This is a genomic window from Devosia sp. (assembly GCF_035944845.1).
Lineage (GTDB): Bacteria > Pseudomonadota > Alphaproteobacteria > Rhizobiales > Devosiaceae > Devosia_A.
On the sequence record NZ_DASZAW010000003.1, the window covers coordinates 1 to 15,127 of the forward strand.

At 65.0% G+C, this 15,127-nt stretch carries 15 protein-coding genes and 1 pseudogene; 10 read left to right on the forward strand and 6 right to left on the reverse strand.

The window, feature by feature from the left end:
* Positions 1-235 (reverse strand): annotated as a pseudogene (locus tag VGV07_RS00305) (hypothetical protein); the annotation flags it as partial.
* A 234-nt stretch (positions 236-469) separates the two neighbouring features.
* On the opposite strand from VGV07_RS00305, the gene VGV07_RS00310 reads away from it, so the two are divergent.
* The 3 genes from VGV07_RS00310 to VGV07_RS00320 all read left to right on the forward strand — a co-directional run bounded on the left by VGV07_RS00310 (position 470) and on the right by VGV07_RS00320 (position 3,975).
* Positions 470-1,420: a sugar-binding transcriptional regulator gene (locus VGV07_RS00310; RefSeq protein WP_326866706.1), complete on the forward strand. Its 951-nt coding sequence runs from the start codon at positions 470-472 to the stop codon at positions 1,418-1,420.
* A gap of 138 nt (positions 1,421-1,558) precedes the next feature.
* Positions 1,559-2,746: a hypothetical protein gene (locus tag VGV07_RS00315; protein WP_326866668.1), complete on the forward strand. Its 1,188-nt coding sequence runs from the start codon at positions 1,559-1,561 to the stop codon at positions 2,744-2,746.
* Positions 2,743-3,975, forward strand: a complete 1,233-nt coding sequence (locus VGV07_RS00320) for a DNA (cytosine-5-)-methyltransferase (protein ID WP_326866669.1) — start codon at positions 2,743-2,745, stop codon at positions 3,973-3,975. The genes VGV07_RS00315 and VGV07_RS00320 overlap by 4 nt, the downstream gene beginning before the upstream one ends.
* 156 nt (positions 3,976-4,131) lie before the next feature.
* Here VGV07_RS00320 and lepA read toward each other — a convergent pair whose 3' ends face one another.
* Positions 4,132-5,937 carry a translation elongation factor 4 gene (gene lepA / locus VGV07_RS00325; RefSeq protein ID WP_326866670.1) on the reverse strand — a complete coding sequence of 602 codons (1,806 nt, stop codon included), beginning with the start codon at positions 5,935-5,937 and terminating at the stop codon, positions 4,132-4,134.
* Between the two features lie 211 nt (positions 5,938-6,148).
* On the opposite strand from lepA, the gene VGV07_RS00330 reads away from it, so the two are divergent.
* From VGV07_RS00330 to VGV07_RS00345, 4 genes are all read left to right on the forward strand, one after another.
* A complete protein-coding gene (locus VGV07_RS00330) occupies positions 6,149-6,784 on the forward strand; it encodes a DUF4389 domain-containing protein (RefSeq protein ID WP_326866671.1) in 636 nt (211 codons plus the stop codon).
* Between the two features lie 96 nt (positions 6,785-6,880).
* Positions 6,881-7,345 (forward strand): hypothetical protein, encoded by a 465-nt coding sequence (locus tag VGV07_RS00335; RefSeq protein ID WP_326866672.1) that lies wholly within the window; start codon positions 6,881-6,883, stop codon positions 7,343-7,345.
* A gap of 332 nt (positions 7,346-7,677) precedes the next feature.
* Positions 7,678-8,154, forward strand: a complete 477-nt coding sequence (locus VGV07_RS00340) for a DUF1203 domain-containing protein (RefSeq protein ID WP_326866673.1) — start codon at positions 7,678-7,680, stop codon at positions 8,152-8,154.
* 25 nt (positions 8,155-8,179) lie between these two features.
* On the forward strand, positions 8,180-9,010 hold the full coding sequence (locus tag VGV07_RS00345; protein ID WP_326866674.1) for an extensin family protein: 831 nt from the start codon (positions 8,180-8,182) through the stop codon (positions 9,008-9,010).
* Between the two features lie 321 nt (positions 9,011-9,331).
* On the opposite strand, the gene VGV07_RS00350 is transcribed toward VGV07_RS00345, so the two are convergent.
* Positions 9,332-9,841: a GNAT family N-acetyltransferase gene (locus VGV07_RS00350; protein ID WP_326866675.1), complete on the reverse strand. Its 510-nt coding sequence runs from the start codon at positions 9,839-9,841 to the stop codon at positions 9,332-9,334.
* A gap of 4 nt (positions 9,842-9,845) precedes the next feature.
* On the reverse strand, positions 9,846-9,986 hold the full coding sequence (locus VGV07_RS00355) for a hypothetical protein (RefSeq protein ID WP_326866676.1): 141 nt from the start codon (positions 9,984-9,986) through the stop codon (positions 9,846-9,848).
* 74 nt (positions 9,987-10,060) lie between these two features.
* Between VGV07_RS00355 and VGV07_RS00360 the strand changes: the two genes are divergently transcribed.
* Positions 10,061-11,224 carry a THUMP domain-containing class I SAM-dependent RNA methyltransferase gene (locus VGV07_RS00360; RefSeq protein ID WP_326866677.1) on the forward strand — a complete coding sequence of 388 codons (1,164 nt, stop codon included), beginning with the start codon at positions 10,061-10,063 and terminating at the stop codon, positions 11,222-11,224.
* A gap of 395 nt (positions 11,225-11,619) precedes the next feature.
* Here the strand turns inward: VGV07_RS00360 and VGV07_RS00365 are convergent, their stop codons facing one another.
* On the reverse strand, positions 11,620-11,778 hold the full coding sequence (locus VGV07_RS00365) for a hypothetical protein (RefSeq protein ID WP_326866678.1): 159 nt from the start codon (positions 11,776-11,778) through the stop codon (positions 11,620-11,622).
* Positions 11,779-11,875: 97 nt separating this feature from the next.
* Here VGV07_RS00365 and VGV07_RS00370 point away from each other — a divergent pair, with 97 nt between their 5' ends.
* A complete protein-coding gene (locus VGV07_RS00370; protein ID WP_326866679.1) occupies positions 11,876-12,793 on the forward strand; it encodes a LysR substrate-binding domain-containing protein in 918 nt (305 codons plus the stop codon).
* A gap of 202 nt (positions 12,794-12,995) precedes the next feature.
* On the opposite strand, the gene VGV07_RS00375 is transcribed toward VGV07_RS00370, so the two are convergent.
* Entirely contained in the window at positions 12,996-13,850 is an 855-nt protein-coding gene (locus VGV07_RS00375) for an ATP/GTP-binding protein (RefSeq protein WP_326866680.1), read from the reverse strand.
* Between the two features lie 177 nt (positions 13,851-14,027).
* Between VGV07_RS00375 and mbfA the strand changes: the two genes are divergently transcribed.
* Positions 14,028-15,011 (forward strand): iron exporter MbfA, encoded by a 984-nt coding sequence (gene mbfA / locus VGV07_RS00380; RefSeq protein ID WP_326866681.1) that lies wholly within the window; start codon positions 14,028-14,030, stop codon positions 15,009-15,011.
* The last annotated feature ends 116 nt before the right edge of the window (positions 15,012-15,127 follow it).

The following is a 15,127-nucleotide window of genomic DNA, read 5'->3' on the forward strand; positions in this document are numbered from 1 at the left end:
CTTCGTAATTGCCCTTGTTGATGCCGACCAGCTCGTACTTGTCCTGGCTGGCGTTGAAATCGACGATCAGCTTGTCGACGATTTCGGCCAGCCGGCCACCCAGCGCATGCCACCATTCGATCTTGGTGCGCTCCTGCGCCAGTGCCCCGCCGGCCTGCAAGACCAGCGCAGCCACGGCAGCGCCGGCAAGCAGCCGGCCGATCACGGCACCATGGCCGCGTTTGTTGCCTGTCATTTTTCTCTCCTCTCGAGCCTCGCCGTCGCTCCTGGCCGGTTGCTCCGGCGTGACCCGCTTCATGGCGGCGAGGATACGAAGGCTAGTGGTCACCGTTTACAAATGTCAAGCGCATGTTACAAATGTATGACACTGCGATGGAGATGCGATTGAGAGCCGACCCTCTACTCATGTCCATGCTGGCCCGAACCTGAGGCGAGGGGCAACAGCGTGGCAATCACAGCGCCGCAGGGCATGTCGGACGAGCAGATGCAGGTGCGCGTCGTCTGGCTCTACTACATGGAAGGCCGGACCCAGGGCGAGATCGCCGATGCGCTCTCCACCAACCGCCTTCGCGTCAACCGCATCATCAGCGAGGCGCGGCGCACCGGCCTCGTCACCATCACACTCAACTCAAAGCTCGCCTCATGCGTCGAGCTCGAGCAGCAGCTGATCAAGACCTTCGGGCTCAAACGCGCTATTATCGTGCCCACCCCCGAGGATGCGGCGCTGGTGCCGGTGCTCCTGGGGCAGGCGACCGCCGATTATGTCGGCCAGCTGCTGGCCGACGGCACCATGACCGGCATCGGCGTCGGCTGGGGCACCACCCTGCGCGAAACCGTGCGGCACATGCCGTCGCTGAAGCGCCCCGAACTCCTGGTCAACTCAGTGATGGGCGGGCTGACCCGCGGCATCGAGATCAACACCTTCGACATCGCCGGCGATCTCGCCCGGCACCTGGGCGCCGATTGCGCCTATCTCGCGGCCCCGATCTATGCCGGCAGCCCGCAATCGCACGACGCGATCATGACGCAGGATGTGTTCCAGGAGGCGTTCGAGCAGGTCGGCCGCAACGACCTGATCCTCCTCACCATCGGCGATATGACCGAGCGCTCGCTGCTGATGCGCTATGGCCTGCCGCGCGACGTCACGATCGACGAGCTGGTGGCGGCCGGCGCGGTGGGCGACGTGATGGCGCAGTTCGTCGATGCCGCCGGCCAGCCCATCGACCACCCGATCAACCGCCGCGCCATCGCCCTGCCGCTCGAAGCCCTGCGCAAGGTCCCCAACGTGGTGTTCGCCTCAGGCGGCGCCAACAAAACCCACGCCATCGCCGCGGTGCTGCGTTCGGGGCTGGGCAGTGCGCTGGTGTGTGATGAGGCCACGGCGCGAGCGGCGATGGGGATTGCGCTGGGGGCGGTGTAACGCTCCCCTAAAACTCGCCTGAGTTGACGATATGTTCACTTTATGTTCTGATCGCGTAGGCAGGACAGCATGACAAATTCTCAAATCAGGCGCGAATCGGTATCTCTGCACTACCCAAACCTACTCGGGACCGGTGTCGTGCCGACCTTCGAATGGAAAAGCTATTCAGTGAAGCGCGCCGCCAAGGAGCCGCTTCTGGATTTCATCTTGCGCGGACTGGAGATGCGGGGATGCAACGTCCTCTATGCGTCTCCATCAACAAGAGCACCATTCTACATCGTCTTCGACGGTCCTACAGGCGAGCGGCACGGCATCTTGGTCTATGCGTTCTTCGCCAACTCGCGGCCAACACGAAACAGGCCGAAGGACGAGCATCGTTTCCAAATTAAGTACGGCAGTGACTTGAAGACGATCCTGGAGGTAGGCGTCGATCCTCAGCAACTGGTTACGACGCTGTTCATGGGCATCGACCCCGAGGAAGAGATTTTTGTAGCAGCCGATCCGCTTATGAACTCCCCTTCACCGATGTCGAGGTCGGTCGAATTCAAGGATGAGAACGTGGAGGCCATCCACAAAATCGGATGGGTGACGTGGGAGCGTGATCGCAGGCAGGGGAAGTCCAAAGATCGCGCTACGGCGGATTTAGAGGACGAAAGGACTGAAGTGCTCATTGGGGCTAAGCAGGAACGGCTGCTAGACCTAATTTCCTTGGAGAGAACCGCTTTTGGCCTGGATCCGGGTGAGAGGCACCTAGTCGCTGACAAGTTTCGCATGCTTTCTTCTATGTCCGGCGCGGGATCCCACGCTCTGGTGCAAGAGCTGGGCATGTCCCCGGACGCGCTATTTGACTTAATTCAAGGCACCAGTCGGTTACGAATGGCGGTCCGAGGTTGGGTCGCTGAGCAGCACCTCGTCGACGAACTGAAGCAGCTAGATGGAGTTACCGACTGCGTTCGTCTTTTGGCCGAGGGGCAGCCGGACATTAGTCTGCGCTGGAGAGGTGGGCAGCCAATTCTCATTGAGTGCAAAAACTCTCTGCGGGTTACCTACTCGGATGGCACGCCAAAAGTGGACTTTCAGAGGACACGGGCGTCAAAGGGGGACCCGTGTTCGAGATACTATCGGTCCTCTGATTTTCCCGTGCTTGCTGCTTGCCTTCATGCCGTTACAGAGAACTGGGAGTTTCGTTTTGCGCTCACCTCAGAGTTACCGCGCCATTCTACTTGCGACGGAAGGATCGGCAATCTGGTGAGAGTGCAGGAACCGACCTTTGTGCGTAACGCTACTGAGCTATTTGGCAGGTACAGCGAAGGCGATCGGGCATGAGTATTGGGAAGCTGAAGGCAATATCGCTGTTTAGCGGGGTCGGTGGGCTAGATTTCGGTTTTGAAGCAGCGGGATACGAAACCCGAGTAGCGCTCGATTTTGACGCGATCGCATGTGCGACGATGCGATTGAATAGGCGATGGCCGGTGGTTGAGGGCGCCATAGAGGACATCTCGTCGGCCCAATTGCTCAAGGCAGCAGGATTGGAAATCGGTGAGGCTGACGTACTAATCGGCGGACCGCCATGTCAGCCATTTAGTAAATCTGGGTATTGGTCGAAAGGAGACGCGCGGCGGCTTGACGATCCCAGAGCTGACACCTTGCATCAGTACCTTCGAGTGCTGAGAGATGCCCGCCCACAGGCCTTCCTGTTGGAGAATGTACCGGGACTGGCGTACCAAGGAAAAAGCGAAGGGGTAGAGGTTGTTCGCCGGGGAATAGAGCGGATCAACTCCGACGTCGGCGCGAACTACTCCTTTGAGGTCAAGGCACTGAACGCCGCCAGTTTTGGCGTACCTCAGTTGCGTGAACGCGTGTTCATCGTTGGGTCGAGAGATGGCACCGCTTTTCGATTCCCGAAGCCTACCCACTTTGCACCGGGCAGCGAGGAAGCGCTAGCTGGCCGGCAGACCTACAGGACGGTTTGGGACGCCTTCCACGATTTGAAGGACGTGGATCCACTGGGGCTTGAAGTCAAAGGAAAATGGTCTGAACTCCTTCCCTCAATTCCCGAGGGACAAAACTACCTGTGGCACACCGACCGGGGGGGCGGCGCCCCTCTTTTCGGATGGCGCCGGAGATACTGGAACTTCCTACTCAAGTTGTCTAAGGAAAAACCGTCCTGGACAGTCCAAGCACAGCCGGGACCCGCTACCGGACCATTCCATTGGGACAACAGGCGGCTTTCGACGAACGAGCTTTGTCGTATCCAAACCTTCCCGGACGGGCTGGTTTTCGATTGCAGCCAGAGCCAAGTCCAAAAGCTCGTGGGGAACGCGGTGCCATCTGCATTGGCAGAAGTGCTGGCGCGCGAGATGGCATCTCAGTTCTTTGGCGTTGATGAGGCGCTATCTCCGCCTGTCTTGGCACCAAAATCAAACGCGCCACCGCCGCCACCTGCGACAATTCGTCGAGTGCCAGCGCAGTACCTGCATCTCATCGGGTCAGACTCAGCTCATCCTGGAAAGGGAATGGGGCGGAGCGCTATTGCCCGCACGGACAATGTGTAGAGCCAGCTACGGGCTGTTTGCGTAGCCACTTGGCCTCGCACCCGTCTCGACAGTTGCTGCGGCGAGGTAGGCAGTGTTGCTGGACTGACGCCATCAGGCTAGAGCTGCCGGCGCAGGTACGACGTCTTTGCGCATCTGGAAAGAGCAAGAGCCCCCTCACTCATCCCCCATCTTCAGTGCCTTGATAAACGCCTCCTGCGGAATCTCCACACTCCCGAACTGGCGCATCTTTTTCTTGCCCGCCTTCTGCTTCTCGAGCAGCTTCCGCTTACGGGTCGCATCGCCGCCATAGCACTTCGCCGTCACGTCCTTGCGCATGGCGCGGACGGTTTCGCGGGCGATGATCTTGCCGCCGATGGCGGCCTGGATCGGGATCACGAACAGGTGCGGTGGGATCAGGTCCTTGAGCTTTTCGCACATGATGCGGCCACGCGTTTCGGCAACGTTGCGGTGCACCAGCATACTGAGCGCGTCGACCGGCTCGGCATTGACCAGGATCGACAGCTTCACCAGGTCGCCCTCGCGGTAATCGGCGAGTGTATAGTCGAAGCTGGCATAGCCCTTCGAGATCGACTTCAGCCTATCGTAGAAATCAAAGACCACCTCGTTGAGCGGCAGGTCGTATTCGACCATGGCGCGGTTGCCGACATAGGTCATGTTGCGCTGGATGCCGCGCCGATCCTGACAGAGTTTCAGGATCGAGCCGAGATACTCGTCGGGGGTGAGGATGGTGGCCTTGATCCACGGCTCGCTGATGTGGTCGATGCGCACCACATCCGGCAGGTCGGCCGGGTTGTGCAGCTGCAGCGTCTCGCCATTGGTGAGGTGCACCTCGTAGACCACGCTCGGCGCAGTGGCGATCAGGTCGAGGTTGAACTCGCGGCTCAGCCGTTCCTGGATGATTTCGAGGTGGAGAAGCCCCAGGAAGCCGCAGCGGAAACCGAAGCCGAGCGCGGCCGAGGTTTCCATCTCGTAGCTGAAGCTCGCATCGTTCAGCCTCAGCTTCCCCATGGCGGCGCGCAGCTCTTCGAAATCCGAGGCGTCGACGGGAAAGAGGCCGCAGAACACGACCGGCTGCGCCGGGCGGAAGCCGGGGAAGGCGCTCGCGGTTGGGCGGCGATCGTCGGTGATGGTGTCGCCGACATTGGTATCGGCCACTTCCTTGATCGAGGCGGTGAAAAAGCCGATCTCGCCGGGGCCCAGTTCGCCGATATCGACGAGCTTGGGGGTGAACACGCCGACGCGGTCGAGCTCGTACGCCGCGTTGGCATTCATCATCCGGATCTTCTGGCCCTTCTTCACCGTGCCATCGATGACCCGGATCAGCACCACGACGCCCAGATAAGTGTCGTACCAGCTGTCGACCAGCAGCGCCTTCAGCGGCGCGTTGATATCGCCCTTCGGCGCCGGCAGGCGCTCGACGATCGCTTCCAGCACCTTGTCGATGTTGAGGCCCGACTTGGCGGAAATCTCCACCGCGTCCGAGGCATCGATGCCGATCACGTCCTCGATCTGCTGCTTGACGCGCGGGATGTCCGCCGCGGGCAGGTCGATCTTGTTGAGCACCGTCACCAGCTCATGGTTGGCATCCATGGCGTGGTAGACATTGGCGAGGGTCTGCGCCTCGACGCCCTGGCTGGCATCGACGACGAGGAGCGAGCCCTCGACGGCGGCCAGCGACCGGCTGACTTCGTAGGCGAAGTCGACATGGCCGGGCGTGTCGATCAGGTTGAGGATATAGGTCTCGCCGTCGGTGTGCTTGTAGCTCAGCCGGACGGTCTGCGCCTTGATGGTGATGCCGCGCTCGCGCTCGATATCCATCGAGTCGAGCACCTGCTCCTTCATCTCGCGCTGCTCCAACCCGCCGGTGAGCTGGATCAGCCGATCGGCGAGGGTGGATTTGCCATGGTCGATATGGGCGACGATGGAGAAATTGCGAATATGGTCGAGCGGTACGGACATGGGCCGCTGATACCAGAGCCGTGTGGCCGGGCAAAGATGGTTTATCGGGGGTTAACAGCGGCGGATGCGTAGCCGCGTCCGCGCTGCGATGACGTGACCACGCGCCGCCTGGGCGTGCTAGGCTTCCGGCACGGCGCGATGGAGAGCCCGGCCACGCGCTGAGCCCCCGCGAGGCGCGGGGGCGGGGTCAGATCGGGCAAGGGGGCGGACAATGGCAGACAGCAGCGACTACGCAGCGCGTTTCGACGTCGATTATCCCGGCCAGATGGACCGGCTGACCACCTTCTTCCGGCTGATCTGGGCGATCCCCATCGTCATCGTCCTGAGCCTCCTCACCGATGCCGGCGGCTACTATTATTACGATGCGGCCGGCAACGCGGTGAAATCGGCGGGCGGCGGCATCACCGCCGGGCTGTTCGGGGCCACCGTGCTGATGCTGGTGTTCAGGCAGCGGTATCCGCGCTGGTGGTTCGATTTCGGGCTCGAGCTGGCGCGCTTCAGCGCCCGGGTCAGCGCCTACCTGTTCTTGTTGACCGACAAGTATCCCTCGACCGTCGAGGCGCAATCGGTGCACCTCGATGTCGCCTATCCCGAGGCGGCGGAACTCAACCGCTGGCTGCCGCTGGTCAAATGGCTGCTGGCCATCCCGCACTATATCGTGCTGGCGGTGCTGGCCCTCGTCGCCGTGCTGGTGACCATCATCGCGTGGTTCGCCATCCTCTTCACCGGCAGCTATCCGCGTGGCCTGTTCGATTTCGTCGTCGGCGTCGGCCGCTGGTCCGCCCGGGTCTGGGCCTATGCCTTCCTCCTCGTCACCGATGCCTATCCGCCATTCAGCCTGCGCTGACGCGCGCTCGAAAGCCTGACGCTGGCTGGCAGGGTTGCTGCGCTAGAACCACCTGGAGTGCTGGGCCGAGCCGGCCCGGCGGCACCGGAGGGCGAGATGGATTCGGAGACACGACGCGGCTTTGCGTTCAACCACGGCAACTGGGTCATCACCAACCGGCGGCTCAAGGCGCGCGGCGTCGGGGCCACCGAGTGGGACGAATTCATCGGCTACGCCACCGCCGAGTTGCGGATGGATGGCGCGGTCTCGATCGACGAAGCCGATTTCCCCGACCGGGGGTTTCGGGGCATGACCCTGCGTGTCTACAACCCCGAACGCGACGAGTGGGCGATATACTGGATCAACTCGAACCGCGGCCTGCTCGAGCCGCCGGTGTTCGGCCGCTTCGAAAACGGCCGCGGCAGCTTTGCCGGCGACGACATGGATGGCGACCGGCCGGTCAAAGTGCTGTTCGACTGGAGCGGCACCGACACCGAAACCCCGCGCTGGAGCCAGGCGTTTTCCTACGATGGCGGCGACAGTTGGGAGACCAACTGGGTGATGGAGTTTCGCCGGCCATAGGCGCAAAAGCTGCAGTCGGCGCGCCTCTCCCGCTTGCGGGGGAGGGGGACCAGCCGGAAGGCTGGTGGAGGGGGGAGCCCCACGCGCTGATCGCGGCCAAGGGCATGGCTGCCCCACGCACCGACGGTACGCGGCCGGGGCAGGCGCCTGCGTTTGCCGCTCCCCCCTCCACCACGCTGACGCGCGGTCCCCCAACGGTGAGCGCCCTTGGCGCTCATCCGTGACCCCGCAAGCGGGAGAGGTTGCGCCGACTGATGGCAACAGCACTCGCCAAAACCGGGTCGCTTCCCCCACCGCCTTCGGCAAATGTCCCCCCATCACAGGAGACCGCCATGACCCTACATTATTCCGGAATGCCCTCTGACCTTGCCGCCGCCTACCGTGCCGGCGCCCCCGATGCCAACGGGCAGGCGCCCGAACGGCGCATCTCCGACGGCGACGGGGTGCCGTGCCGGCACTGCCTCGAGAACGTCGCGGCGGGCGAGCCTTACCTCGTCCTCGCCTATCGTCCGTTCCCGGCGCCGCAGCCCTATGCCGAGCTCGGGCCGATTTTCCTCCATGCCGAGGCCTGCCCGGCCTATGCACCGGCAGCCGGCCTGCCGGAGCGCGAGCAGCGCGGCAAAAGCGGCCGCATCTTGCGCGGTTACGGCGCCGACGACAGGATCGTCTACGGCACCGGTATCGTGGTGGGGAACGATGGCATCGAGGCAGCGGCGGAGGCGATCCTCGAGCGAGCGGACGTCGCTTACGTCCATATGCGCTCGGCCACCAATAACTGCTTCACCCTCCGGATCGACCGCGCAACCTGACGCGGGGTCGCCGCGTTCGGGCACTATGCGCTTTATCCTCGCCTGCCTGTTCGCCAGCATGAGCTTTGCCGCCCTGGCGCAACAGGCAGGCGACGCGACCGTGCCGCCGCCCAAGGCGCGGCCGGCGGAGCTCTCCGCCGAACCGGCAGTAAAGCTCCCCCGGCATCGACCGGCCGCAACGCCTGAACAGCCCGCCGAAATACCCGCGCCGACCTCGCCGGCCACCGATCCGATCGGCCCGCCGCTGCCGCCTGCCGAGCACACGGCGGAACCGGCAGAGCCGACTGCCCCGCCGCGCATCTACCAGACGGCGTGCCCCGCCGTGCTGCTCGGCAAGGTGGAGGCCAAGGCGCTGCCGCCGATCGAGGAGAAGCAGTGTGGCACCCAATCGCCGCTCTCGGTCACCGGGGTGCTGGCCAATGGCCGCATGGTGCCGGTAGCGGGCGGCGTCGAAACCGATTGCGGCATCGCCTCGGCCCTGCCGGCCTGGATCGAATCGATCGACAGCTACCTCATGGCGCGCGACAACACGCGGATCGCCGAAGTGGTGGTCGGCACCTCCTATATGTGCCGCAACGTCAACAATGCCAGCACCGGCAACCTCAGCTTCCACGCCTTCGCCGACGCCCTCGACGTGGTCGGCTTCAAGCTCGACGACGGCCGCTTCGTCACCGTCGAGGGCGGCTGGGCCGATGCGCTCTCACCCGAAGGCCGGCTCCTGCGTTTCGCCCACGATTCCGCCTGCGCCCATTTCACCACCGTGCTCGGCCCCGAGGCCAACGCCGAGCACCACGACCACCTGCATGTCGACCTGGGCTGCCACGGCAAGACCTGCACGGCGCGGATTTGTGAGTAGGGGTCTTCCAACTCACCGTCTATCGGCTCGACCCACCGCAATCACCCCAAACTCGATGTCATCCCAGCGAAAGCTGGGACCCAACTCTCCTCTGGCGCGGACGGTGAAATGGGTCCCAGCTTTCGCTGGGGTGACAGCCGGTGGGTGGGCGACGTTGAGGGCAAGAGCCGCTCGCGTGCTGCTTTCAGCTGATCCCCGGCCACCCCAAACGCGGTGTCATCTCCGCGAAAGCGGGGACCTCCGTTGGCGATGGTGAGGGCTGCGCGAAAACAGAGGTTCCCGCTTTCGCGGGAATGACTCCGTGGGTGGGCCAACAAGTGCTCACCCCACCGGCGAGCAGTCCTTGCGCATGAACGCCACCACCATCACCGTGCCATCCTCGAAGCGATATTCGCCGCGGCCGCTGACGTGGTAGCCGAAGGCCGAGTAGAAGCTCTTGGCGTTGAGCGAGGCGCGGACATTGATCTCGTGCACGCCATGCGCGCTCACCGTCGCTTCCATGGCGCCGAGCAGCGCGCGGCCGATGCCGCGGCGGCTGAGTTCGGGCGCCACATAGCAGGCAGCGATTTCGCCGGCTTCCGGCAGCACGACGCCGAAGCCGGCAAGCCCGCCATCCTGTTCGGCCAGGAGCGTCAGCCCGCCATCGTCCTGCGTCTCGCGATAGCGCCGCTCGGCGCTCGTGAGCGTCACCGGCGGGCTCCAGTGCGCCAGCACCTCGCGCGGGTAATACGGCGCCCCGAGCTGATGCACCGCGGTGTGGTGCAGCGCCGCAATCGCCAGCGCATCGCCCAGCCGTGCCGGGCGGATCACCAGGGACAAGGCGGCGGGCATCGGCTCAGAGCGCGTCGTCTTCGCGGCGCGGATGGTGCGTCGGCAGGTCGGCCCAGTCGCGCGGCGTCCAGTTATTGGTCCAGTCGCGGGCCTGCGGCTTGGGCGAACGGCTGCGCAGCTTCGAAAACAGAGTCTTCATCTTCATCTTTCTTCTCCCGCTTGGGATGGGCGGCCGATCTAGCCTCGGGCCGCTGAACGGCCCATGAACTGGCCTGTCAGGTGGAAATCGACTACAGCAGCGCCATGTCGCTTCCCGATGATCCCGGCGTGCCCGACCCGGCCGCGCCGTTCGAAATCTTCCTCGTCGCCACCCCCGGGCTCGAGGCGGCCCTGCGCGCCGAAGCGGCCGCGCTCGGCTTTGCCGAACCCAAACAGGTGGAAGGCGGGGTGACCATTACCGGCGGCTGGCCCGATGTGTGGCGCGCCAATCTCGAGCTGCGCGGCGCCACCCGCGTGCTCGCCCGCTTCGCGACTTTCCGCGCCATGCACCTGGCGCAGCTCGACAAGCGCTCGCGAAAGCTGCCCTGGGCCGCGCTCCTCCGCCCCGATGTAGCGGTGGCGGTCGAGGCCACCTGCCGCAAGTCGAAAATCTATCATGCCGGCGCCGCCGCGCAGCGCGTCGCCACCGCCATCCGCGAGGCACTGGGCGTTCCGGTGCGCGACAAGGCGGCGCTCACCGTGATGGTGCGGATCGAGGACGATCTCGTCACCATCAGCGTCGATACTTCCGGCGAGCCGCTCTACAAACGCGGCCACAAGGAGGCGGTGAACCGCGCCCCGATGCGCGAAACCATGGCGGCTTTGTTCCTTGGCCAGTGCGGCTACAGCGGCGCCGAGCCGGTGCTCGATCCGATGTGCGGCTCGGGCACCTTCGTCATCGAAGCCGCCGAGATCGCCGCCGGCCTGCAACCGGGCCGCTCACGCGATTTCGCCTTCGAGCAGTTGGCAACCTTCGATCGGGCCGGCTGGGAGGCGCTGCGCTCGACCGCGCGCCGCGAACCGACGGTGCGGTTCTATGGCAGCGACCGCGATGCCGGCGCCGTCGCGATGAGCAGGGCCAACGCCGAGCGCGCCGGGGTCGCGGGGTTCACCGAGTTCCGGCAACTGCCGGTGGGCGAGCTGGAACGTCCGCCCGGCCCGCCCGGCCTCGTCATCGTCAACCCGCCCTTCGGCGCCCGCATCGGCGAAAGCTCCTCGCTCGGCCCGCTCTATCGCAGCCTCGGCAGCGTGCTGCGCGAGCGCTTTTCCGGCTGGCGCGTCGGGCTGATCACCACCGAGGTCGGCCTGGCGCGCGCCACCGCGCTGCCATTCCTGCCCAACGGCGCCCCGGTGCTGCATGGCGGGCTGCGGGTAACGCTCTATCGGACGGGTGTGTTGCAGTAACGGCGGCGCGTGGCACGAACGGTGCCCCTCGCGTACCCTCGCCCCTTCTAGCGGACGCAAGAGCGTCCGCGGAGGGAGAGGGTTAGGGTGAGGGGCGCCAAGCAAACCGGCCGAGCAGCTAACCTCTTCCCTTCTCCCCTCAGGGGAGAAGGTGGCCGAAGGCCGGTTGAGGGGTGAAGCGGCGCCACGCGCGCTCGCTGAAAAGCTGAACCCCTCACCCGATTTCCGCTACGGACCTGAAGGTCCTAGCTGCACTACCCTCTCCCCTCAGGGGAGAGGGGAACATCGGCAGCCGCGGAGCGCTTGGCACCCCTCACCCCAGCCCTCTCCCCCCGCGGACGCTCTCGCGTCCGCTAGGAGGGGCGAGGGGGCGGTGTGGCGCTGTCCGTGCGTAACTAAGCCCCTATGCACCCATCAAACCGCGGGTGGTGCACCGGCAGATCCGCCAGTTCGCGCGCGCTCATCTGGCTCAGCGGGTCGTTGCCCGTCTCGCCGCCATCGATCTCGAACAGTCGCGCCAGCCAGAGGCGCAGATCAGTCAACAGGTTGTACATTTTGAAGCCCTCCTTGGGTGCGGTGTACGGCCTAATATGTGCTTTGAGGCTGCGCGCGCCAATCGACAAGAGTTTCGCCTCGGTATAGAAAATCTATATGCCCAGCCCGTTCCCCATTCCGCTCAATGCCATCCGCGCCATCGAGATCGTGGCGCGCCGCGGCGCGCTCGCGCCCGCCGCCGAGGAGCTCGGGGTGACGCCGGGCGCCGTCAGCCAGCACCTTCGCCGCGCCGAGGAGCGGCTGGGGCTCGAGCTGTTCGAACGCACCCCGCAGGGCCTGCGGCCGACCGCTGCCTTGCGCCAGATCCTGCCGCAACTGACCAGCGGCTTTACCGCGCTGGCCGACGCAGTAGGTACCCTCAAGCCGGGCGACGAGAAGGTGCTGACCCTCACCGTGGGCAGCGTCTTTGCCTCGCGCTGGCTGATCTGGCGCATCGCCAAGTTCAACAAGCTGCACCCCGAAATCGAGGTGCGACTGGTAGTCACCGGCACGATGATCGATCTCGCCCATTCCGACATCGACGTCGGCATCCGCTTCGGCCGCGGCAACTGGCCGGGGTTGAGGGCCGAACTGGTGGGCGGCTCACGCTACAGCCCGGTGGTGGCGCCACCCCTGGCGAAGCGCCTGCATTCGCCTGATGATCTCGCTCATGTACCGCTGATCCGCGACACCGCCTCGATGCTGCCCTGGGAGCCGTGGTTCGCGGCCGCCGGGGCAGAACCCCTGGAACTCACCGGCCCACGCTACGACGACCCGGCTCTGGCCTTCGACGCGGCGATCTCCGAGCAGGGGGTGCTGATGGCGGTGGATATGATGTCGGCCGACGCGGTCAGCGACGGCCGCCTCGTCCGCCCCTTCGCCACCTCCGTCGAAAGCGACCTCGGCTACTGGCTGATCGTCGCCGAAGGCCGGCGCGAGCCGAAAAAAGTCCGGCTGTTCCGCGACTGGCTGCGCGCCGAAGTGCCGGATTCAGCCGAGGGCTATGTGGCGCAGGTGAAGCGGCGGGAGGGGTAGGGGGCGGCACCGTGGCTCCGCGCACCCCCTCCGAGCTACGCTAAGGTCGCTGCGCGACCTAGCTTCGCTTGCCTCCCCCGTCTAGGGGGAGGTGGGCATCGAGTTATAGGCTCGATCTCGCCTAACCCACCAGCGGGCACCCTCCCCCTTTGCGGGGAGGGTTGGGGAGGGGGGGAGCAGCAGGCGCGAAACGGCCAGCCCTTCACTCCACCGCCAACGCCACCAGTTCCCCGGTCTGCGTCAGCGGCACGTACACCACCTTCCCCTCGACCCACAGATCCGCCGCGCCCGGCGCCAGCGTCGCCAGCGTCGTCACCTTGTCGTCCGCGTAGCTGAGGATGGCACCGGCGGGGTTGTCGTCGAACACCAGGCTGTCGCCGAGCCGCGCTACGCCGTCGGTCAGCGCCACTTCCATTGCGCCGCTGAGCGGAGTGATGGCCTTGGTGCTCAGGTCTACCGCCTGCAGCCCGCCTTTGCTGTCGAAGGTGAAGTCGGGCTTCATGCCGGTGCCCATCGAGCCGACGATCAGCGTCTTGCCGTCGATCAACAGGCCGTTCGGCGTCGCCAGTTTCTCGTCGGCCAGCCACTGCTCCGCCGTGCCGCCCGAGAACTTGTAGATCGCCGAGCCCATGAGGTCGCTGACATAAACATCGGTGCCGTCGCTGGTGACGTCATTGGGGAACATCGCGCCTTCGAGCGCGTGGGTAGTGACGATGCTGCCGTCGCTGAGCTTGATCTCCACGAGGCCATTGCTGTCGGCGACGAACAGGCTGTCGCCGACGATCGCCATGCCCTTGGGGTCGGTGAGCCCAACCGTCCACTGCTCGGTGACGAGTTTGCCATCCGGCGAGACGATCGACAGATAGCCGTCGGCGCCGCCATCGGGCCCGAAGCTCACCATGTTGCCGACGATCAGCCGGTTGTTGGCTTGGTCGAAGATCACTGATTCCGGCATTTTCAGCCCGCCCAGCCGCCAGCTCTCGGTGGCGCTCTGAGCTGAGGCGCCGAGTGTGGTGGCCGCAACGAGGCCGAGGGCGAGGCTCAATCGCAAAAACATGGGTCTTCCTCCGATTATCGATTTTGGCCGGTTTCCGCCGCGTGCGTCCGGCGGCGCCAGCCTAGCGGGCCTCGAACAAGGTTCGGCCTTTGCTCGATATCAGCGAAAGGCATGACCGGGCTTGCCGCGCCCGACGCTCACGTTTAGAATAATTCTAAACTGAATGGCTAGAGCGCTATGTTTGCACGACTTCTTCATCCGCATCGGCGGGATTTCCTCTCTCTCGACGAACGCGAGATCCTCTCGCTGGCGGTTGCCGCCGAGGAAGAGGATGGCGCCATCTACGCCGAAATCGCCGAGCGCTTCGCCTCGCGCTACCCGGCGACCGCAAAGGTGTTCGAAGGCATGGCGGCCGAGGAGGATGGCCATCGGCGCCGGCTGCTCGACCTCTATGTGGAAAAGTTCGGCCCGCGCCTGGTGCCGATCCGCCGCGAGCATGTGCGCGGCTTCATCGAGCGCAAGCCCGTCTGGCTGATGGAAACCATGAGCCTCGAGGCGGTGCGCCAGCTGGCCTTCGAGATGGAGACTGCGGCGTCACGTTTCTACACCGAGGCGGCCGGCCGCAGCACCGATGTCGAAGTGCGGAAACTCCTCGGCGACCTCGCGGTGGAAGAGCGCCAGCACGCCAATCTCGCCGGCAGGCTCGAAGAGCAGGCGCTCGGCGCCGAGGAGCGGGCGTCCGAAAAGAGCGAGGAGCACCGGCAGTTCCTTCTGACCTATGTGCAACCCGGCCTCGCCGGGCTGATGGATGGCTCGGTCTCGACCCTGGCGCCGGTATTCGCCGCGGCCTTCGCCACCGGCAACACCTGGTCGACCTTCCTCGTCGGCCTCGCCGCGGCAGTCGGCGCCGGCATCTCGATGGGGTTCACCGAAGCCGCCGCCGATGACGGCAAGCTGACCGGTCGCGGCTCGCCCATCATTCGCGGCGTGGTCACCGGCGCGATGACCACGCTGGGCGGCCTCGGGCACGCGCTGCCCTTCCTGATCCCGCATTTCTGGACGGCTACCGGGGTCGCCATCGCCGTGGTGGTGATCGAACTCTGGGCCATCGCCTATATCCAGAACCGCTACATGCAGACCCCGTTCTGGCGGGCGGCCTTGCAGGTGGTGCTGGGCGGGGCGCTGGTGTTCGCAGCGGGGATTCTGATCGGGAGTGCTTAGGCTGAGGAAAGGGGGCCTTTGGGCCTGTCTGGGATGCTCAAAAACACTCACGCTTCAGTTGAAGCGGATGGAGCAGCTTCACCGCCAGCCTCTCAACCCGGGCCGCCGGCTATGGC

What these genes read in the sequence shown, in the direction of transcription:
- lepA (WP_326866670.1), bottom strand. Translation starts at nt 5,937, where the DNA reads ATGTCCGTACCGCTCGACCATATTCGCAATTTCTCCATCGTCGCCCAT.
- VGV07_RS00375 (WP_326866680.1), bottom strand. Translation starts at nt 13,850, where the DNA reads ATGTTTTTGCGATTGAGCCTCGCCCTCGGCCTCGTTGCGGCCACCACA.
- VGV07_RS00330 (WP_326866671.1), top strand. Translation starts at nt 6,149, where the DNA reads ATGGCAGACAGCAGCGACTACGCAGCGCGTTTCGACGTCGATTATCCC.
- mbfA (WP_326866681.1), top strand. Translation starts at nt 14,028, where the DNA reads ATGTTTGCACGACTTCTTCATCCGCATCGGCGGGATTTCCTCTCTCTC.
- VGV07_RS00355 (WP_326866676.1), bottom strand. Translation starts at nt 9,986, where the DNA reads ATGAAGATGAAGACTCTGTTTTCGAAGCTGCGCAGCCGTTCGCCCAAG.
- VGV07_RS00350 (WP_326866675.1), bottom strand. Translation starts at nt 9,841, where the DNA reads ATGCCCGCCGCCTTGTCCCTGGTGATCCGCCCGGCACGGCTGGGCGAT.
- VGV07_RS00365 (WP_326866678.1), bottom strand. Translation starts at nt 11,778, where the DNA reads ATGTACAACCTGTTGACTGATCTGCGCCTCTGGCTGGCGCGACTGTTC.
- VGV07_RS00320 (WP_326866669.1), top strand. Translation starts at nt 2,743, where the DNA reads ATGAGTATTGGGAAGCTGAAGGCAATATCGCTGTTTAGCGGGGTCGGT.
- VGV07_RS00335 (WP_326866672.1), top strand. Translation starts at nt 6,881, where the DNA reads ATGGATTCGGAGACACGACGCGGCTTTGCGTTCAACCACGGCAACTGG.
- VGV07_RS00340 (WP_326866673.1), top strand. Translation starts at nt 7,678, where the DNA reads ATGACCCTACATTATTCCGGAATGCCCTCTGACCTTGCCGCCGCCTAC.
- VGV07_RS00370 (WP_326866679.1), top strand. Translation starts at nt 11,876, where the DNA reads ATGCCCAGCCCGTTCCCCATTCCGCTCAATGCCATCCGCGCCATCGAG.
- VGV07_RS00310 (WP_326866706.1), top strand. Translation starts at nt 470, where the DNA reads ATGTCGGACGAGCAGATGCAGGTGCGCGTCGTCTGGCTCTACTACATG.
- VGV07_RS00345 (WP_326866674.1), top strand. Translation starts at nt 8,180, where the DNA reads ATGCGCTTTATCCTCGCCTGCCTGTTCGCCAGCATGAGCTTTGCCGCC.